Genomic DNA, 15,336 nt, shown 5'->3' with positions numbered 1-15,336 from the left:
TTACCCCCAGAATGCGACTGTCACTAGTGATGCCGTTGTTCCAATCAAGCAACCTACGATACAATCCGATGGATAATGAAGTCCCAAGTAAATCCGTGAAAGGCCGACAACCAATGCAAGCGGGATCAGTACGAGTCCTAGAATGGGTAAAGCATAAACGAAAGGGACGATAACCGAGAAAATAGCCGTGGTATGTCCAGAGGGGAAGGAGTGATCCGTCAGAGGGTTTTTATGTGTAATCGTTTGAGGATGGACAAGATAGGGCCGAAGTCTAGGGTATCTTTTTTTCATAATGGCAACAGGAATATGGCTGATGGTTAAAGCCAACAGCGCTTGAAGCCCAGCAATACGCAGCGATCCTTGCCCAAAACAGGCCAAACATAAAGAGATCATAATGGATGACGTCGCACCGCCCAAATGGGTGATCTTCGTAAAAAATTGATCGAGGAAATGATGTTGGATCCGTTGATTGACAAAGTGGAATAGACGTGTTTCATGATCCTGAAGCCAATGGACAACTTTGCTGCTCATGAGTAACCGCCTCCTTCTAACTTGGAATTGCTCGTTATCTTTATTGTACGAAGGGTTTATTAGAGGGGGATTAAATGAATGATAAATATTCATAAATTCAATTTAATGTTGCACTAATCTGGCGTTAACATTTGTGTGATAGGATGGCAATTATCTTCGACTCGGTTCTGCCAAATTCATAGTATATCTTGTTAGTGTTTCCTAAATTTGGAGCGGATATCCCGCCACAGCTAAGGCTGATATGTCCTAATTGTGAACGACGGACTCTTACGGTCTTTGTTAAGCGAATGTTGTTAAGATGGAGAGAGCTATCCATTAACAGGGTAATTAAGCAAAAGTTGTCAGCGAATGGTTGAGTAATTTATAATAAGGACGTCACCGCTTAGAAAAGGTAGTGTTCGTCTAAATGGTGAACTTTTGGTACACAATATATGAAAAACGATGAAAACAAGACATTTTCGACCCGATTTCAAGCGCATGCTCTATTCGGTGTGTGCGAACCTCCCAAATTTCAAAGAACTGACGCTTTTTCGAAGTTTGCAGACTTTGACAAACAGGGAGAAAGAGAGGAGAATCAGAAACGATTGTTTCACCGTTAGTCTGTTAACATGAATGACCTGTACATAAACGCACTAGGCATACAAAAAGATAGCTGACGTGCACAAAAAAAGGGGGATTTTGCTTCATGCTAGACAAGATTATGCTTACCGTTCAGGTTTTCTTGGCTTTGATCGGTGCGTATCAGTTGTTTTTAACGTTTTTTGGTTGGTATCGCCCCAAAAATAAAAAAATGTTTGCTCCACAGAAATCGTTTGCTGTATTGGTTGCCGCTCATAACGAGGAACAAGTCGTCGGGGCCTTGATTGAGAATTTAAAGACATTGGATTATCCGAAAGAGTTATTTGATATCTTCGTGATCTGTGACAACTGTACAGATAACACAGCTGACATTGCGCGCCACCATGGTGTGTACGCAATGGAACGCCGGAATCCGAACCTCAGAGGCAAAGGCTACGCGATTGAATGGATGCTCAAAGAGTTATGGAAACGTGAGCGTCAATACGACGGCGTTGTCATGTTCGATGCTGATAATCTGGTGAGTCCTGATTATTTGATCCACATGAATAACGATCTCTGTTCAGGTTCCCGTGTCATTCAAGCTTATCTAGATACGAAAAATCCGAATGATTCATGGATTACCGGGTCTTTCGCCATCTCATACTTCTACGCGAATCGCTTTGTCCAAACGCCTAGATCCAACCTGGGACTTGCTAATTACCTTGGCGGTACGGGCATGTGTTTCGACTCCAATTTGCTCAAAGAAATTGGGTGGCGGGCAACTAGCTTGGTTGAGGATCTTGAATTTTCGATGAGATGTATTCAAATGGGGATCAAACCAACGTTCAACTACGATACGCGGGTTTACGATGAGAAGCCGCTATCCTTCAACGCTTCTGCTAAGCAGCGTCTACGCTGGATGCAAGGTCACTTTGAAGTAGCCAAACGCTTCTTCTTCCCATTGCTATGGCAAGGAATTAAAACAGGAAGCTGGATGAAAATTGACGCGGCGATCTATTCGGCGAATGTATACAATTTCTTCTTTGGCGCCATATTAACAGTTATGCTATGGATCCAATCCATGACGTCGCACGGAACGGCTGACTCAGCTCTGGTTCATGTCAATCCGGTTGTTATCAATTCACTTAGCTTGGCCATCTACGTGTTGCTTCCGATGTCTATGCTGATTGAGAAGGCACACAAGAAGACGTACAAATATTTATTGCTATACCCGATTTTCATGCTGTCTTGGTGGCCAATTACGTTCTATGCGTTCTTCACGCAAAACAACAAACAATGGAGTCACACTGAGCATACGCGTGTAATCCGGTTGGATGAAATGAAAAGTAAACAAGTGAGTTGACTTTTCTAGAATGAGATGATATTATATTTCGAGTAAAGCAGAAGCGCCCGCTTCTCACCTGACTAACGTAACGTTGGCTGGTTTGAATGAATCATCATGTACATTCAATAGGTTTGTCTTAAACCTGTTATTGATGAAGATGTGGGCCCACTGTGCCCGCATCTTTTTTATATTTGGAAGAGAGTTACATACTTTATGGAGGTGGAACACGATTAGCAAAGACCATATGATTAATGACGAGATTCGTGTGAAGGAAGTACGCCTTATTGGGGCGGATGGAGAACAACTTGGCATAACGCCAATTCGCGAAGCTCTTCAAATTGCACTTGACGCGAACCTTGATTTAGTAAACGTTGCACCGACGGCGAAGCCGCCTGTCTGCCGCATTATGGATTACGGCAAGTTCCGTTATGAAACGCAGAAGAAAGAAAAAGAAGCACGTAAGAATCAGAAGATTGTGGATATCAAAGAAATTCGCCTGAGTGCGACGATCGATGAACATGACTTCCAAACAAAGCTTCGCAATGCAGTTAAGTTTCTTGGTGAAGGCGATAAAGTCAAAGCTAGCGTTCGTTTCCGTGGTCGTGAAATTGCGCACTCGGAGATTGGTCGCAAAGTGCTTGAGCGCCTTGCTACAGAAACTGCTGAGATCTCCTCACAGGAGCGTGCTCCAAAGCTTGAGGGAAGAAGCATGATCATGATCTTAACGCCAAAAGCGACAACTTAGGCGAGTATACTAAATTAGGAGGAACAACAACATGCCGAAAATGAAAACACACAGCAGCCTGAAAGGCCGTTTCAAAATCACTGGCACAGGCAAAGTGATGAGATACAAACAAGGTAAGAACCACTTGCTTTCTGGTAAATCATCCAAGCAAAAACGCGTATTGTCCACGAACCCAACAATGGCTCCTGGCGATGTACGTCGTTTGCAACAACAATTGTCCCTTATCAAAGGCTAATCGTTACTCAGCATAACAATCGAACATCATTTATATATCCCAGGAGGTAGTTCACAATGGCAAGAGTCAAGGGCGGATTTATTCGCGCTCACCGTCGTAAGAAAATTTTGAAATTAGCAAAAGGTTATTTCGGTTCCAAACACCGTTTATTTAAAACAGCTAAAGAGCAAGTAATGAAGTCATTGGTATATGCATACCGTGACCGTCGTCAAACAAAACGTAACTTCCGTAGACTTTGGATTACTCGTATCAATGCAGGCGCTCGTCAAAACGGCTTGAGCTACAGCAAATTGATGCACGGCCTTAAATTGGCTGGTATCGAAGTTAACCGTAAAATCTTGGCTGATCTAGCTGTGAATGATTCCAAAGCGTTCAACGATTTGGCAACAGCTGCAAAAGCGAAAGTAAACGCGTAAGCTTAGCTTCGCGCCTATGAGCTTGTCCCCGTCAGGGGGCAGGCTCTTTTTGTTTTGCTTAAATGTCCGATGATGGGGTTTGCTGTGCGGTAATCTTACGAAATAGCATCGAAATGAACATGAGAATTGGGATAATGACTTGAAATAAAGGATAAATTTTCACGCTAAACTTAAGCCCTAGCCAAACATGAATGGAATAGTTAGGTTCAAGAAACGCCGTGATGAAGATCAGAATACCCACCAGGATGAGCCACTGTCGCTTATTTACAGATGGAAACAAATGTGTAAGTGCATACACAGCTCCCCAATAGAATGTCGTCATTTTCACAAATAAGCCTAGAAACAGCAGTAAAGTGACCATAACGTCTAAGCGTTCTAAGATGTCTCCTACCTCGATGAGTTGTACCGTTTGTAAAAAAGGTAACGTACTGTTGGCGACAAGTGTCGTACCTAAAATGGTAATGTTGAGTACGTTCATCGCAACTAGAAATAGGGCTACTGTGGAATATGCGATGAGACTGAGTTTCTTTAATTTTTGTTGGTCCGGAAATAGATGCCAAATCATAAAGAAGATAATCGTCTGTCCAAAAGGAAAAGACACGATATCAGGAAATGCGGTCTTCAGGACCGGGGATAAGCCATTCTCCAGAACAGGAAGCATGTTGTCGATATGGATCAGGCCTGCGATGCAAATGAGAAAAATAAGGAAGCCGTAGCTAATGGCGACAATGGGCAGAAGTGCTTCCGTCACTCGGAATAGCGTATCCACGCCCATGATGATGGCATAAAAAGCTAATAGGAGGATGATGAACATGGTCACGTATTTAGGTGTTGTGTTTAATAAGGTGAGGTTCGAAATTTCACCGAAATCACGTACATTTCTCATGGACTCATAGGCAAAATAAATGACAAAGGTGACGCCTACACAGGTGCCAATCCATTTTCCGAAACTGAGCTTCAGCAGTCCCATTAAATCTTGGTCGGGTGCCCTTCTTTGGATCGCAAGAAATAAAAGCAAGAGAAAGAAGCCAGCTATCGCAGCAGCCAACATAGCAAGCCAGGAGTCCTGTTTCGCCGAGCTGCCTAATGCAAAAAGCGGTGTGCTCCCGATTTCGAAGAGAATAATCATTACAAAAAGCTGATATTTCGAAATCTGAACCGGCATTGGCGAATCCCCTTTTCTCTTAAATTCACTCACTACTGCCTTTGGTTATCTCCATAAAGGACTTGCCACTCATGCCAATTCTGGCGATTTTCACCTGCACTTTAGCCTCCAATTGAAGGTTAGCAAACTGTTCGTCCCAGTTGGATTTGACCTGATTCCAGATCTTCGAGTTATGCTTGTGCGTCGTATCTGCGAGTAAGAAGACATCTGCTTTTTTCTGAACAGCGGAATGGACAGCATCGGTGATCAGTTTCGTAATTTCTGCACTAGCGGCTTGCTCCAACGTGCGTAAATCTACGGGCTGTGTGGGATCATTCGGACAGCTATTTTCCTCGAGGGTGCCAGTCGCATGGACATCCACATGCATAATTAAATGTCCATCATTGGATAGAATGGGCTTCATCTTACTCTTACTTTTATTAATGCGGAGAGCTGCCTTGACGTCCTCACTGCCCTTTTGACACCCAAAATACAAAGTGGTTTGGTTAATCGAATTTCTAATCCAGCTAATTCCATATTCTTCGTCAGGTGTAAACCAGCCAACGAGTTTGTCTTTTTTGAAGATGGCCATTCTCCCCAGCCGTAGCTTGTTGGTGAAGGAGGTATTCTTAAGCTCCGCTATCGAGGTATTCTCGCCTTTCCCGGAGATGATGATTTCAGGAATAAGCGTATAAGGGGAGTCGCTGTTCATGCTCATCATCATTTGATAAAGCATGAGTTGATTGTAATTCGAGCTGTTATTCGCTTCATTGCGTATCATGTTCTTGATAGCGGCTCCAGGTACTTTTTCCAATGGGATGATTTGTTCAATAATAGTCCTTCCTTCGCCGCCAGTGACTAGGACGCTTACCGTTTCACGTGAATCTGAGTTGCGTAAATAGACATCCAATAATTGTGAAATGCCATGTTTTGCGGCTTGTTCACCGATGACAACGACTCGATTGTGTGCGAAAAAAAGAGAACGCGGCATTTCCCGACTAGATTTCTGCACCGCACCTCGAATCGTCCCCCCTCTCGTCGAGAAAACCATAACAGGTGCCTGCTGCCCAGGACTGCCACCCGTGTTAGGGTTTGCGATAGATTGAGGAATAACAACCTGATAGGAAACCGTCCATTCCTTTCCGTCCCAGTCAATGGCGGTTGCGGAGGTAATGGCCAATTGATTCAATTCTGTCCGATCCCAGCAGCCCGTCAGCAGCAAACAGTGGGAGATAAGAATCACACATCGCAGAATACGTTTACGCACGTCGATAACCTCCCACAGGATATCTTTCTCCTTACTACCGATCTTCCTTAGGCGGAGAAGGCTTGTCATAACGGGTTTGCCTCATTCTATTTCCTTTGCTAAGCGGCCGCATGAACGTTAACCATCTTGGGATGCGAATGAAGGTATCATTTAGTCTACTCAGAACCAATGGTGCCACTGGTGTTAAATAGGGGACACCAAAGGAGCGTAGCGAGACCAAATGAATGAGGACAGCCATACAGCCTGTCAAAATGCCGAATAAGCCGAACGTACCTGCCAAAAGCATCAAGCCAAATCGTATCAATCGTGCGGCTACAGCCATATTCACCGCGGGTGTCACGAAGTTAGAGATTGCGGTAAAAGATACGATGATGACCATTGCTGCGGATACCAAGCCAGCTTGCACTGAGGCTTGTCCTAGTACGAGAGCCCCTACAATGGAAATCGCGGACCCGATGACACGGGGCATGCGGACACCAGCTTCACGAAGCACCTCGAACGTGATTTCCATCAGAAAAGCCTCAACAATCGCAGGAAAAGGAACGCCCTCTCGCTGCGCAGCTAAGCTGATGAGCAGTGTAGTCGGCAGCATTTCCTGGTGAAATGTTGTGATTGCGATATACAGAGACGGCAATAGCATGGAAACGAAGAAGGACAAATACCGAATGAAACGGATGAAACTAGCAATGTCAAAACGTTGATAGTAATCCTCACTCGATTGTAAAAATCTAAAAAATGTGACCGGTGCTTGCAAAACAAAAGGTGTCCCGTCAACGAGTATCGCTATTTGTCCCTCCAAGAGGCCCGCTGCTACCGCATCTGGTCTTTCTGAGTTCATGATGGTAGGAAAAGGAGAGTAGGTCACATCTTCGATGTATTCCTCGATGTAGCCGCTCTCCAGAATACTATCGGTGTCGATCCGCTCTAACCGTTGCAGAGCTTCTTTAACGACATCTGGGTTAGCAATTCCCTCCAAGTAAGTAACTATGACTTCCGTTTGGGTGTATCGGCCGATACGCATGGAAATGAACCGCAGATCAGGTGATCTAATTTTCCTTCGTAATAAAGAAGTATTCGTTCGTATGTCTTCCGTGAAGCCTTCTTTAGGACCCCGGACAACGGTTTGTGTTTGCGGCTCCTCGATGGACCTTTTTTCCCAACCTGCAGTACCTGCAATAATGGCTTCGTTATAACCGTCTGCGATGAGTACTGTGTTGCCAGCGAGTAGTGCTGCGATGACATCATTGCCTTCTGAGCTAAAAGATAGATCACTAATCGTGATCGCTTGACACAGCAAATCATGGAAGCATACATCCTGCTGCCAGAAGGATTCGTTCTCATGAGTCGATTGAAGCGGCTTGGAGATATGTTCATTTAAGATGTCATAATTGGCAAGTCCTTCTATGTAAAATAAAGCTATGTTGTTCGTATCAGGATAAATGCCGATTTCGAGCGGACGATAATGGATATCGGGGCTTTTTCCTAATTTTTGCTGAACCCAGTTGACATTGTCTTGTAGCGATGTAGACATGGGGAAAGGGACTTGCAGAGACGTTTTCATTGTAGGCCTCCTCAGAACTTTCCATAGAATTGGTATTATCTTCTCTCACTTAACATTGTTTTATTCGATCTTACCTATTGACTATTGGCTTTCAGATGCATATAATAATCTTTAATCATATTTGATATGGTGAAGCATACGAATGAATCGCTATGAAGAGGAAGAAGTAATAAGGGCACTTATGCGCAGAGAGCGTTGGACTTGCTGAAACCATCGCCTTAATCCCTTAAGTACGAAGTCACCTCGGAGCTGTTTTCCTGAAACATGTGGATTATCCGCACGTAGTAGGGAGAACCGGAAGAGCACACGTTATCGTGCTGAGGGTAATGTTCGTTTTTGAACATTCCTGCTAAGGTTATGTGCTGTGAGGCATATAGCAAATTTGGGTGGTACCACGGAAGCTTAAACCCCTTTCGTCCCGTTGAACACGTTTTGTGCGTGTCCGGGATGATAGGGGTTTTTCTTATTTTCATGGCATGGTAGACGATAACACGAATTGACTTTTCGAGAGGAGGATCACAATGAATGTTCAAACTGAACCAAAACGCTCTAAAGAAGAACTAATTGAGAAGCTGACGCAGCCAGACCTGATTACAGGCTCCGAGATTTTGCTAAGAAGCTTATTGCTGGAGGGTGTAGACTGCGTCTTTGGATATCCAGGCGGCGCTGTATTGTACATCTATGATGCGATGCATGGTTTTGATGATTTCAATCACTTGTTGACTAGACATGAGCAAGGAGCTATTCACGCAGCTGATGGCTACGCTCGTTCAACTGGCAAAGTTGGCGTATGTATCGCAACTTCCGGACCGGGGGCTACGAATCTAGTCACAGGTATTGCTACAGCATATATGGATTCTGTTCCTCTAGTTGTTATTACAGGTAACGTTGCGACGAACTTCATCGGTACGGATGCTTTCCAAGAGGCTGACATTACAGGTATTACAATGCCGATTACGAAGCACAGCTACTTAGTAAGAGACGTTAATGACCTGCCGCGTATCATTCACGAAGCATTCCATATTGCGAACTCAGGACGTAAGGGCCCGGTTCTCATTGACATACCAAAGGATGTCTCCGCTCATAAAACGATATTTAAGCCTGCAAAGGATGTAAGCATTCGTGGTTACAACCCTACGGTGCAACCGAATAAACTGCAAGTTGATAAGCTGATCAAAGCCATCGAAGAGGCTGAGCGTCCAGTTATCATAGCAGGTGGCGGCGTTGTTTATGCGGATGCTTCCAATGAATTGATCGAATTTGTTAATAAAACACAGATCCCAGTAGCCACGACTTTGCTTGGCTTAAGCGGCTTCCCAAGTGCACATGAGCTATGGCTCGGTATGCCAGGGATGCACGGAACGTTTACAGCGAATACAGCGATCCAGAATGCAGATCTATTGATTTCTATCGGTTCCCGATTTGATGATCGGGTGACGATGAATTTGAATGGTTTCGCTCCAAAGGTAAAAGTGATCGCTCATATCGACGTAGATCCAGCTGAAATCGGCAAGAACGTGAAGACGGATATCCCATGCGTTGGTGATGTGAAAGCCGTTCTGACCTATGCGAATACGAAAGCGAAGTCTGCGAATAACGCAGCGTGGATCGCTGAGCTGCAAGAAAGCAAAGAGAAGTTCCCGTTGAAATACGGCGAAACTGAAACTGAGCTTAAGCCGCAATACGTTATTGAAATGATCAGCGAAACAACCAAAGGTGAAGCAATCATTACAACTGACGTTGGTCAGCATCAAATGTGGGCCGCGCAGTTCTATAAATTCAAAAATCCTCGCTCCCTGGTAACATCAGGTGGACTTGGAACAATGGGCTTCGGATTCCCATCGGCGATCGGCGCTCAAATGGGGAACCCGGATAAACTGGTTGTTTCCATCAATGGAGACGGCGGCGTTCAGATGTGTGCGCAAGAGCTTGCGATCTGTGCGATCAACAACATTCCGGTTAAAGTTGTTATTATCAACAACCAAGTGCTTGGGATGGTTCGTCAATGGCAAGAGATCATTTATGAAAATCGTTATAGTCACATTGACTTGGCAGGAAGCCCTGATTTCGTGAAGCTTGCAGAAGCTTACGGCGTGAAAGGTTTGCGCGCGACGACGAAAGAAGAAGCGAGAAGAGTATGGCAGGAAGCCCTCGATACACCGGGGCCTGTCGTTATTGATTTCGTCGTACCGAAGGGCGAGAACGTGTTCCCAATGGTTAAAGCGGGCGATACAATTAGTGACATGTTAATGGGGGATTCGGAATGACAACTAAACATACAGTTTCCGTACTCGTAAACAATCAGCCTGGTGTCCTGCAACGCGTTTCTGGTTTGTTTGGACGCCGCGGCTTTAACATCGAAAGCATCACCGTAGGAGAGTCCGAGGAAATCGGACTTTCTCGGATGGTTATCGTGACCACGGGTGATGATAACACATTGGAGCAAATCTCCAAACAATTGTACAAGTTGATTGACGTTATCAAGGTTGTTGATTTGAGCTCCAATCCAATGGTAGCCAGAGAACTCGCACTTATTAAAGTAAATGCTGAACCCATTATGCGTCCAGAAATTCTGGGTATCGTTGAAACGTTCCGCGCGGCAGTTGTGGATATCGGTCCTGCTTCATTGATCGTGCAAGTTGTTGGAGATTCAGATAAAATAGATGCTATGGTCGAATTGCTTCGTCCTTATGGCATTCGTGAGCTTTCCCGTACGGGCGTTACTGCGATGATTCGCGGTTCGGTGAAATAAAATAGAAACACATAGTTTCAATGAAAAGTAAGCTCTCTTTGAGTGGGTGTTTCAGCGAAGTACCACGGTAAATCGTTGAAACACCCACTCAAGGGGTAGACAAAACGGATTCATTATATCAAAGGAGGATTTATTCGAATGGCAGTTACTACTTACTATGAAAAAGATGCAGACTTAGCGGTACTTAAAGGTAAAACGATTGCGGTTGTTGGTTATGGTTCCCAAGGACACGCACAAGCACAAAACTTGCGTGACAGCGGGTTGAACGTTATTATCGGACTTCGTGAAGGCCGTTCATGGAACGCAGCTAAAAACGACGGTTTTGAAGTTGTATCTGTAGAAGAAGCAGCACGTCGCGCTGATGTTATCCAAATTTTGATGCCGGATGAAACGCAAGCTCGCGTATACAAAGAGTCCATTCTACCGAACATGAAAAAAGGCGCAGCTATCATGTTCTCCCACGGATTTAACATCCATTTCGGACAAATCGTTGCTCCTGAAGGTACAGATGTATTCTTGGTAGCTCCTAAATCCCCTGGTCACATGGTACGTCGTACGTACGTTGAAGGCTTTGGTGTACCTGGCTTGATCGCAATCGAGAAAGATGCGACTGGCAATGCAAAAGCAATCGGTCTTGCTTATGCAAAAGGTATCGGCTGTACACGTGCAGGCGTTATCGAAACTTCTTTCCGTGAAGAAACAGAAACTGATTTGTTCGGTGAGCAAGCTGTTCTTTGTGGCGGTGCTTCTGAGCTAGTTAAAGCTGGTTTCGAAACATTGGTTGAAGCTGGTTATGCACCAGAGATGGCATACTTCGAGTGTTTGCACGAATTGAAATTGATCGTTGATATGATGTACGAAGGTGGACTTGCTTCCATGCGTAGTTCCATCTCCAACACAGCTGAGTACGGTGACTATGTAACGGGTCCTCGTATCATCACAGCTGAAACGAAAAAAGCGATGAAAGAAGTTCTTTCCGACATCCAACAAGGTAAATTCGCTCGCGATTTCATCTTGGAAAACCAATCCAACTTCGCATTCATGAACGCAACGCGTCGTAACGAAGCTCAACACCCAATCGAGGTTACTGGTGCTCAATTGCGTGAAATGATGCACTGGATCAAAAAATAATCATTCGTCATTATTGAATTTTATAGCTGTACATTCCACAGGGAGTGATTGAGGAGAATTTCCCAATTGCTCCCTGTGAATACTATACAGACTTAGAAAAAATATCTTAGCAATGCTTACGAAGTAGGTTTTCTATCGAAAACTTTTAGGAGGTGACATGGTGCGTAAAATTTACATTTTTGATACAACCCTTCGTGATGGTGAGCAGTCACCAGGCGTGAACCTGAACACACAGGAGAAGGTTGAGATCGCCTTGCAGCTAGAGAAGCTTGGAGTAGATCGTATGGAAGCTGGTTTTCCTGCGGCATCCCCAGGGGACTTGGCGGGTGTGAATGCGGTCGCTAGAGCGATTAAGAACGCTTCTGTAATCGGCTTGTCCCGTGCGAGAGAGAATGATATCGAGGCTGTGCGTGAAGCCCTTCAAGGTGCACAAGATCCATGTATTCATCTTTTCCTTGCTACATCTCCGATTCACCGTCAGCATAAGCTGCGGATGGAGAAGCACCAAGTGCTGGAAACGGCTGAAGCGGCGATTAAATATGCGAAGAAGTATTTCAGCAAAATCGAGTTCTCACTTGAAGATGCTGGACGTACGGAGCTGGACTTTATCGCTGAAGTAACAAGCATGGCGATTCGTGCTGGCGCTTCTGTCGTGAATATTCCAGATACGGTTGGGTATATGACACCGTATGATTACGGTAATATTTTCAAAATGCTGAAGGAAACAGTCCCAGGCATTGAGAAGATTCAATTGAGCGCGCACTGCCATGACGATTTAGGCATGGCGACTGCGAACGCGCTTGCAGCTGTTCTTAATGGTGCTGATCAAATCGAAGGTACCATCAACGGGATTGGCGAGCGAGCAGGGAACACCTCGATCGAGGAAGTCGTTATGGCGCTGGAAACACGCCAAGACTTCTACCAAGCGAAGACTTCGCTTGTGTTGAACGAGATCTACCGCACCAGCCGTCTAGTCAGCAAGCTGACTGGCATGGTGGTGCCTGGCAACAAGGCGATTGTTGGCGCTAACGCCTTCGCGCATGAGTCCGGTATCCATCAGGATGGGATGCTCAAAGAGAAAACCACATACGAGATTATGTCTCCTGAAACGATCGGCGTGAAGGAAAGTAAGCTCGTGATGGGCAAACACTCCGGACGCCATGCGTTCCGTGAGAAGCTCATTGATCTCGGCTACGAGCTCGGCGACGAGCAAGTAAACGTAGCTTTTGCCAAATTCAAGGATTTGGCAGATCGCAAGAAGCAGGTAGAAGATGAAGATATTCGTGCTTTGATCGAAGAAAAATTGATCGAGACACCGGAAATTTTCGCTTTAGGCACGCTTCAAGTTGCTTACGGCAACCAAATGACGCCAACCGCAACGGTTCACGTACGCTTCCAAGATGGCAGTGAAGTGGCTGAAAGCGCGGTAGGAAACGGTTCGGTTGACGCGATTTATAACGCGATTGATAAAGCGACGAAGGAAAACGTAGAGCTTGATGACTACTCAATCAAATCCGTTTCCCACGGAAAAGATGCGCTTGGTGAAGTTCACGTTGTGTTAAAGCAAGATTCCATGTCTGTTCAAGGACGCGGGATTTCGACCGATATTCTGGAAGCTAGCGCGAAGGCTTACCTAGACGCTGTGAACAGACTGATTGAGAAACGCAAAAACCCAACAAGTAACAGAAGCAACGTAACGTTAATATAATCTCTTAGCTTTCATGGCAACCCGGATTAGCACCTCACCTCAACGAATCGAGGAGAGGTGCTTTCTACAAATGCGAAAGGATGCGTCCCTGTATGAAATATCGATTTTCTAAATCGTTGGAAGGCTTCTCATCGTCTGCTGTAAGAGAAATTCTTAAGCTGACACAAGGGAGCTCGATTATTTCCTTTGCTGGCGGATTGCCTGCTGAAGAGTTTTTTCCATTGGACGCGGTTAGTGAAGCGTTCACAAGAGTTGTTGGCGGCGGGAAGTCTGCGTTGCAATACGGTTTGACTGAAGGCTACAAGCCTTTGCGCGAATCCTTATGCAAGCGGATGGCAGCGAAGAACATGCTGGTTACACCGGACGAGATGCTGTTGACGACAGGGTCGCAGCAAGCGATTGACCTTTTGACACGTGTATATATTGATGAAGGCGATGTTATTCTCGTTGAAAGCCCGACGTATTTGGCAGCGATCCAAGTGTTCCAAGCCAAAGGCGCAAAGATCTACTCCGTTGACAGCGATAGCGACGGCATGATACTTGATGATTTGTCAGCTAAAATTGCGAAGCATAATCCGAAAATGGTTTACGTGATTCCAACCTTCTCGAACCCTGCGGGGCGTGCATGGAGCTTGGAGCGTCGTCAAGGCTTACTGGATATTTGCCGCGGTGCCGACGTGCTTATTCTGGAAGATGACCCGTATGGGGAAATCCAGTTTGACGAGAGCGAAAGCTACCCGACTGTTTACTCGCTTGGTGGCAAAGCTGAGGGTGGTAACGTCGTATACACAAGCACTTTCTCCAAAACCGTAGCTCCTGCTTTCCGTACAGGTTGGGTGATGGGGGACGAGTCGCTGATTCGTCAAGTTGCACGCTTCAAGCAATCCGCCGATTTGCACTCCAGTACGATTGATCAGCAAACGTTGTATCATTTGCTTGAGCATTTTGATCTGGACGCTCATATTTCCTTAATCCGTGAACAGTATTTGGATCGGATGAAGTTCATGTCAGGACTGCTCAAGGAGCTGAACTGGCCAGGTCTGAAATGGGAAGAGCCAAAGGGCGGCATGTTCATTTGGGTCGAGCTTCCTGAGCAAATTAACGCAGCGGATTTGTTGAAAATAGCGGTCAAAGAAGGCGTCGCTTTTGTTCCGGGCGCTACGTTTTACGCCGAGAATCCACAGTACAACACGATGCGCTTGAACTACACACACACCGATCGTGAAACAACGATTCTGGGGATGAAGAAGCTCGCGAAGGCGATGGAATCATATTTGCAAAATGCTTAAGAGAAGAAGCACCCAAGGCCGTTGGCTTTGGGTGTTTTTTTTGCGTGGCGAAGTGCGCAGCATGCTACGCTGGGCGGGGATGGGGGAATAGGCGCGCCGGCTGTGCCGAGCGGGAACGGAAGGGATAGCGCCCTTTTTGGGCGCTATTGAGGTGGTCGCGGCGCTCGTGGTCGCAGATAAGGCCCGAAAAGGGCCTTAAAGCGTAGCGCGCCGGCTGCGCCGAGCGGGAACGTGAGGAATAGCGCCCCTGTTGGGCGCTATTACAGAGATCGCGGCGCACGTGGGCGCAGATAAGGCCCGAAAAGGGCCTTAAAGCGTAGCGCGCCGGCTGCGCCGAGCGGGAACGGAAGGAATAGCGCCCCTGTTGGGCGCTATTGAAGTGCTCGCGGCGCTCGTGGTCGCAGGTAAGACCCGAAAAGGGCCTTAAAGCGCAGCGCGCCGGCTGCGCCGAGCGGGAACGGAAGGAATAGCGCCCCTGTTGGGCGCTATTACAGAGATCGCGGCGCACGTGGGCGCAGATAAGGCCCGAAAAGGGCCTTAAAGCGTAGCGCGCCGGCTGCGCCGAGCGGGAACGGAAGGAATAGCGCCCCTGTTGGGCGCTATTACAGAGATCGCGGCGCACGTGGGCGCAGATAAGGCCCGAAAAGGGCCTTA

Annotated in this window: 13 protein-coding genes and 1 other annotated feature; of the genes, 9 read left to right on the top strand and 4 right to left on the bottom strand. The window is 46.2% G+C overall.

Annotation, left to right across the window (positions count from 1 at the left end):
- The gene (locus ACSQ8P_RS29045; protein WP_436238366.1) at nt 1-531 is read right to left on the bottom strand and encodes a phosphatase PAP2 family protein; all 531 of its coding nucleotides are present in this window, start codon (nt 529-531) and stop codon (nt 1-3) included.
- Between the two features lie 685 nt (nt 532-1,216).
- On the opposite strand from ACSQ8P_RS29045, the gene ACSQ8P_RS29040 reads away from it, so the two are divergent.
- The 4 genes from ACSQ8P_RS29040 to rplT all read left to right on the top strand — a co-directional run bounded on the left by ACSQ8P_RS29040 (nt 1,217) and on the right by rplT (nt 3,830).
- On the top strand, nt 1,217-2,452 hold the full coding sequence (locus ACSQ8P_RS29040; protein WP_436238365.1) for a glycosyltransferase family 2 protein: 1,236 nt from the start codon (nt 1,217-1,219) through the stop codon (nt 2,450-2,452).
- A gap of 29 nt (nt 2,453-2,481) precedes the next feature.
- Nucleotides 2,482-2,626: a sequence feature (ribosomal protein L20 leader region), on the top strand.
- Nucleotides 2,627-2,678: 52 nt separating this feature from the next.
- The gene (gene infC, locus ACSQ8P_RS29035) at nt 2,679-3,179 is read left to right on the top strand and encodes a translation initiation factor IF-3 (protein WP_056609101.1); all 501 of its coding nucleotides are present in this window, start codon (nt 2,679-2,681) and stop codon (nt 3,177-3,179) included.
- 31 nt (nt 3,180-3,210) lie between these two features.
- Complete coding sequence (gene rpmI / locus ACSQ8P_RS29030; RefSeq protein ID WP_028553997.1) at nt 3,211-3,414, top strand: 50S ribosomal protein L35; 204 nt, start codon at nt 3,211-3,213, stop codon at nt 3,412-3,414.
- Between the two features lie 56 nt (nt 3,415-3,470).
- Complete coding sequence (gene rplT / locus ACSQ8P_RS29025; protein WP_028553998.1) at nt 3,471-3,830, top strand: 50S ribosomal protein L20; 360 nt, start codon at nt 3,471-3,473, stop codon at nt 3,828-3,830.
- Nucleotides 3,831-3,888: 58 nt separating this feature from the next.
- On the opposite strand, the gene ACSQ8P_RS29020 is transcribed toward rplT, so the two are convergent.
- From ACSQ8P_RS29020 to ACSQ8P_RS29010, 3 genes are read right to left on the bottom strand one after another with little or no spacing between them, the layout of a single operon-like run.
- Nucleotides 3,889-4,995, bottom strand: coding sequence for a GerAB/ArcD/ProY family transporter (locus ACSQ8P_RS29020; RefSeq protein ID WP_436238364.1), 1,107 nt, complete (start codon nt 4,993-4,995; stop codon nt 3,889-3,891).
- Nucleotides 4,996-5,020: 25 nt separating this feature from the next.
- Nucleotides 5,021-6,241, bottom strand: coding sequence for a Ger(x)C family spore germination protein (locus ACSQ8P_RS29015; RefSeq protein WP_436238363.1), 1,221 nt, complete (start codon nt 6,239-6,241; stop codon nt 5,021-5,023).
- A 34-nt stretch (nt 6,242-6,275) separates the two neighbouring features.
- Complete coding sequence (locus ACSQ8P_RS29010) at nt 6,276-7,802, bottom strand: spore germination protein (protein WP_436238362.1); 1,527 nt, start codon at nt 7,800-7,802, stop codon at nt 6,276-6,278.
- 521 nt (nt 7,803-8,323) lie between these two features.
- On the opposite strand from ACSQ8P_RS29010, the gene ilvB reads away from it, so the two are divergent.
- The 5 genes from ilvB (at nt 8,324) to ACSQ8P_RS28985 (ending at nt 14,682) form a co-directional block, all read left to right on the top strand.
- Complete coding sequence (gene ilvB, locus ACSQ8P_RS29005; RefSeq protein WP_436238361.1) at nt 8,324-10,069, top strand: biosynthetic-type acetolactate synthase large subunit; 1,746 nt, start codon at nt 8,324-8,326, stop codon at nt 10,067-10,069.
- Nucleotides 10,066-10,554, top strand: coding sequence for an acetolactate synthase small subunit (gene ilvN / locus ACSQ8P_RS29000; RefSeq protein WP_436238360.1), 489 nt, complete (start codon nt 10,066-10,068; stop codon nt 10,552-10,554). Before ilvB ends, ilvN begins: the two co-directional genes overlap by 4 nt.
- 138 nt (nt 10,555-10,692) lie before the next feature.
- Nucleotides 10,693-11,685 carry a ketol-acid reductoisomerase gene (gene ilvC / locus ACSQ8P_RS28995; protein WP_436238359.1) on the top strand — a complete coding sequence of 331 codons (993 nt, stop codon included), beginning with the start codon at nt 10,693-10,695 and terminating at the stop codon, nt 11,683-11,685.
- 160 nt (nt 11,686-11,845) lie between these two features.
- Complete coding sequence (locus ACSQ8P_RS28990) at nt 11,846-13,393, top strand: 2-isopropylmalate synthase (protein ID WP_436239626.1); 1,548 nt, start codon at nt 11,846-11,848, stop codon at nt 13,391-13,393.
- Nucleotides 13,394-13,485: 92 nt separating this feature from the next.
- Complete coding sequence (locus tag ACSQ8P_RS28985) at nt 13,486-14,682, top strand: PLP-dependent aminotransferase family protein (protein ID WP_436238358.1); 1,197 nt, start codon at nt 13,486-13,488, stop codon at nt 14,680-14,682.
- The last annotated feature ends 654 nt before the right edge of the window (nt 14,683-15,336 follow it).

Source organism: Paenibacillus sp. LjRoot153, from assembly GCF_964253085.1.
Classification (GTDB): Bacteria; Bacillota; Bacilli; order Paenibacillales; family NBRC-103111; genus Paenibacillus_E.
The sequence above is the reverse complement of the archived record's forward strand: the minus strand, read 5'-3'. Positions and strand labels throughout refer to the sequence as shown.

Excerpts from the sequence above, each read along its gene's own strand:
- ACSQ8P_RS29040 (WP_436238365.1), top strand. The coding sequence starts at position 1,217 with ATGCTAGACAAGATTATGCTTACCGTTCAGGTTTTCTTGGCTTTGATC.
- ACSQ8P_RS29045 (WP_436238366.1), bottom strand. The coding sequence starts at position 531 with ATGAGCAGCAAAGTTGTCCATTGGCTTCAGGATCATGAAACACGTCTA.
- infC (WP_056609101.1), top strand. The coding sequence starts at position 2,679 with ATGATTAATGACGAGATTCGTGTGAAGGAAGTACGCCTTATTGGGGCG.
- ACSQ8P_RS28985 (WP_436238358.1), top strand. The coding sequence starts at position 13,486 with ATGAAATATCGATTTTCTAAATCGTTGGAAGGCTTCTCATCGTCTGCT.
- ilvN (WP_436238360.1), top strand. The coding sequence starts at position 10,066 with ATGACAACTAAACATACAGTTTCCGTACTCGTAAACAATCAGCCTGGT.
- ilvC (WP_436238359.1), top strand. The coding sequence starts at position 10,693 with ATGGCAGTTACTACTTACTATGAAAAAGATGCAGACTTAGCGGTACTT.
- ilvB (WP_436238361.1), top strand. The coding sequence starts at position 8,324 with ATGAATGTTCAAACTGAACCAAAACGCTCTAAAGAAGAACTAATTGAG.
- rpmI (WP_028553997.1), top strand. The coding sequence starts at position 3,211 with ATGCCGAAAATGAAAACACACAGCAGCCTGAAAGGCCGTTTCAAAATC.
- ACSQ8P_RS29020 (WP_436238364.1), bottom strand. The coding sequence starts at position 4,995 with ATGCCGGTTCAGATTTCGAAATATCAGCTTTTTGTAATGATTATTCTC.
- rplT (WP_028553998.1), top strand. The coding sequence starts at position 3,471 with ATGGCAAGAGTCAAGGGCGGATTTATTCGCGCTCACCGTCGTAAGAAA.
- ACSQ8P_RS29010 (WP_436238362.1), bottom strand. The coding sequence starts at position 7,802 with ATGAAAACGTCTCTGCAAGTCCCTTTCCCCATGTCTACATCGCTACAA.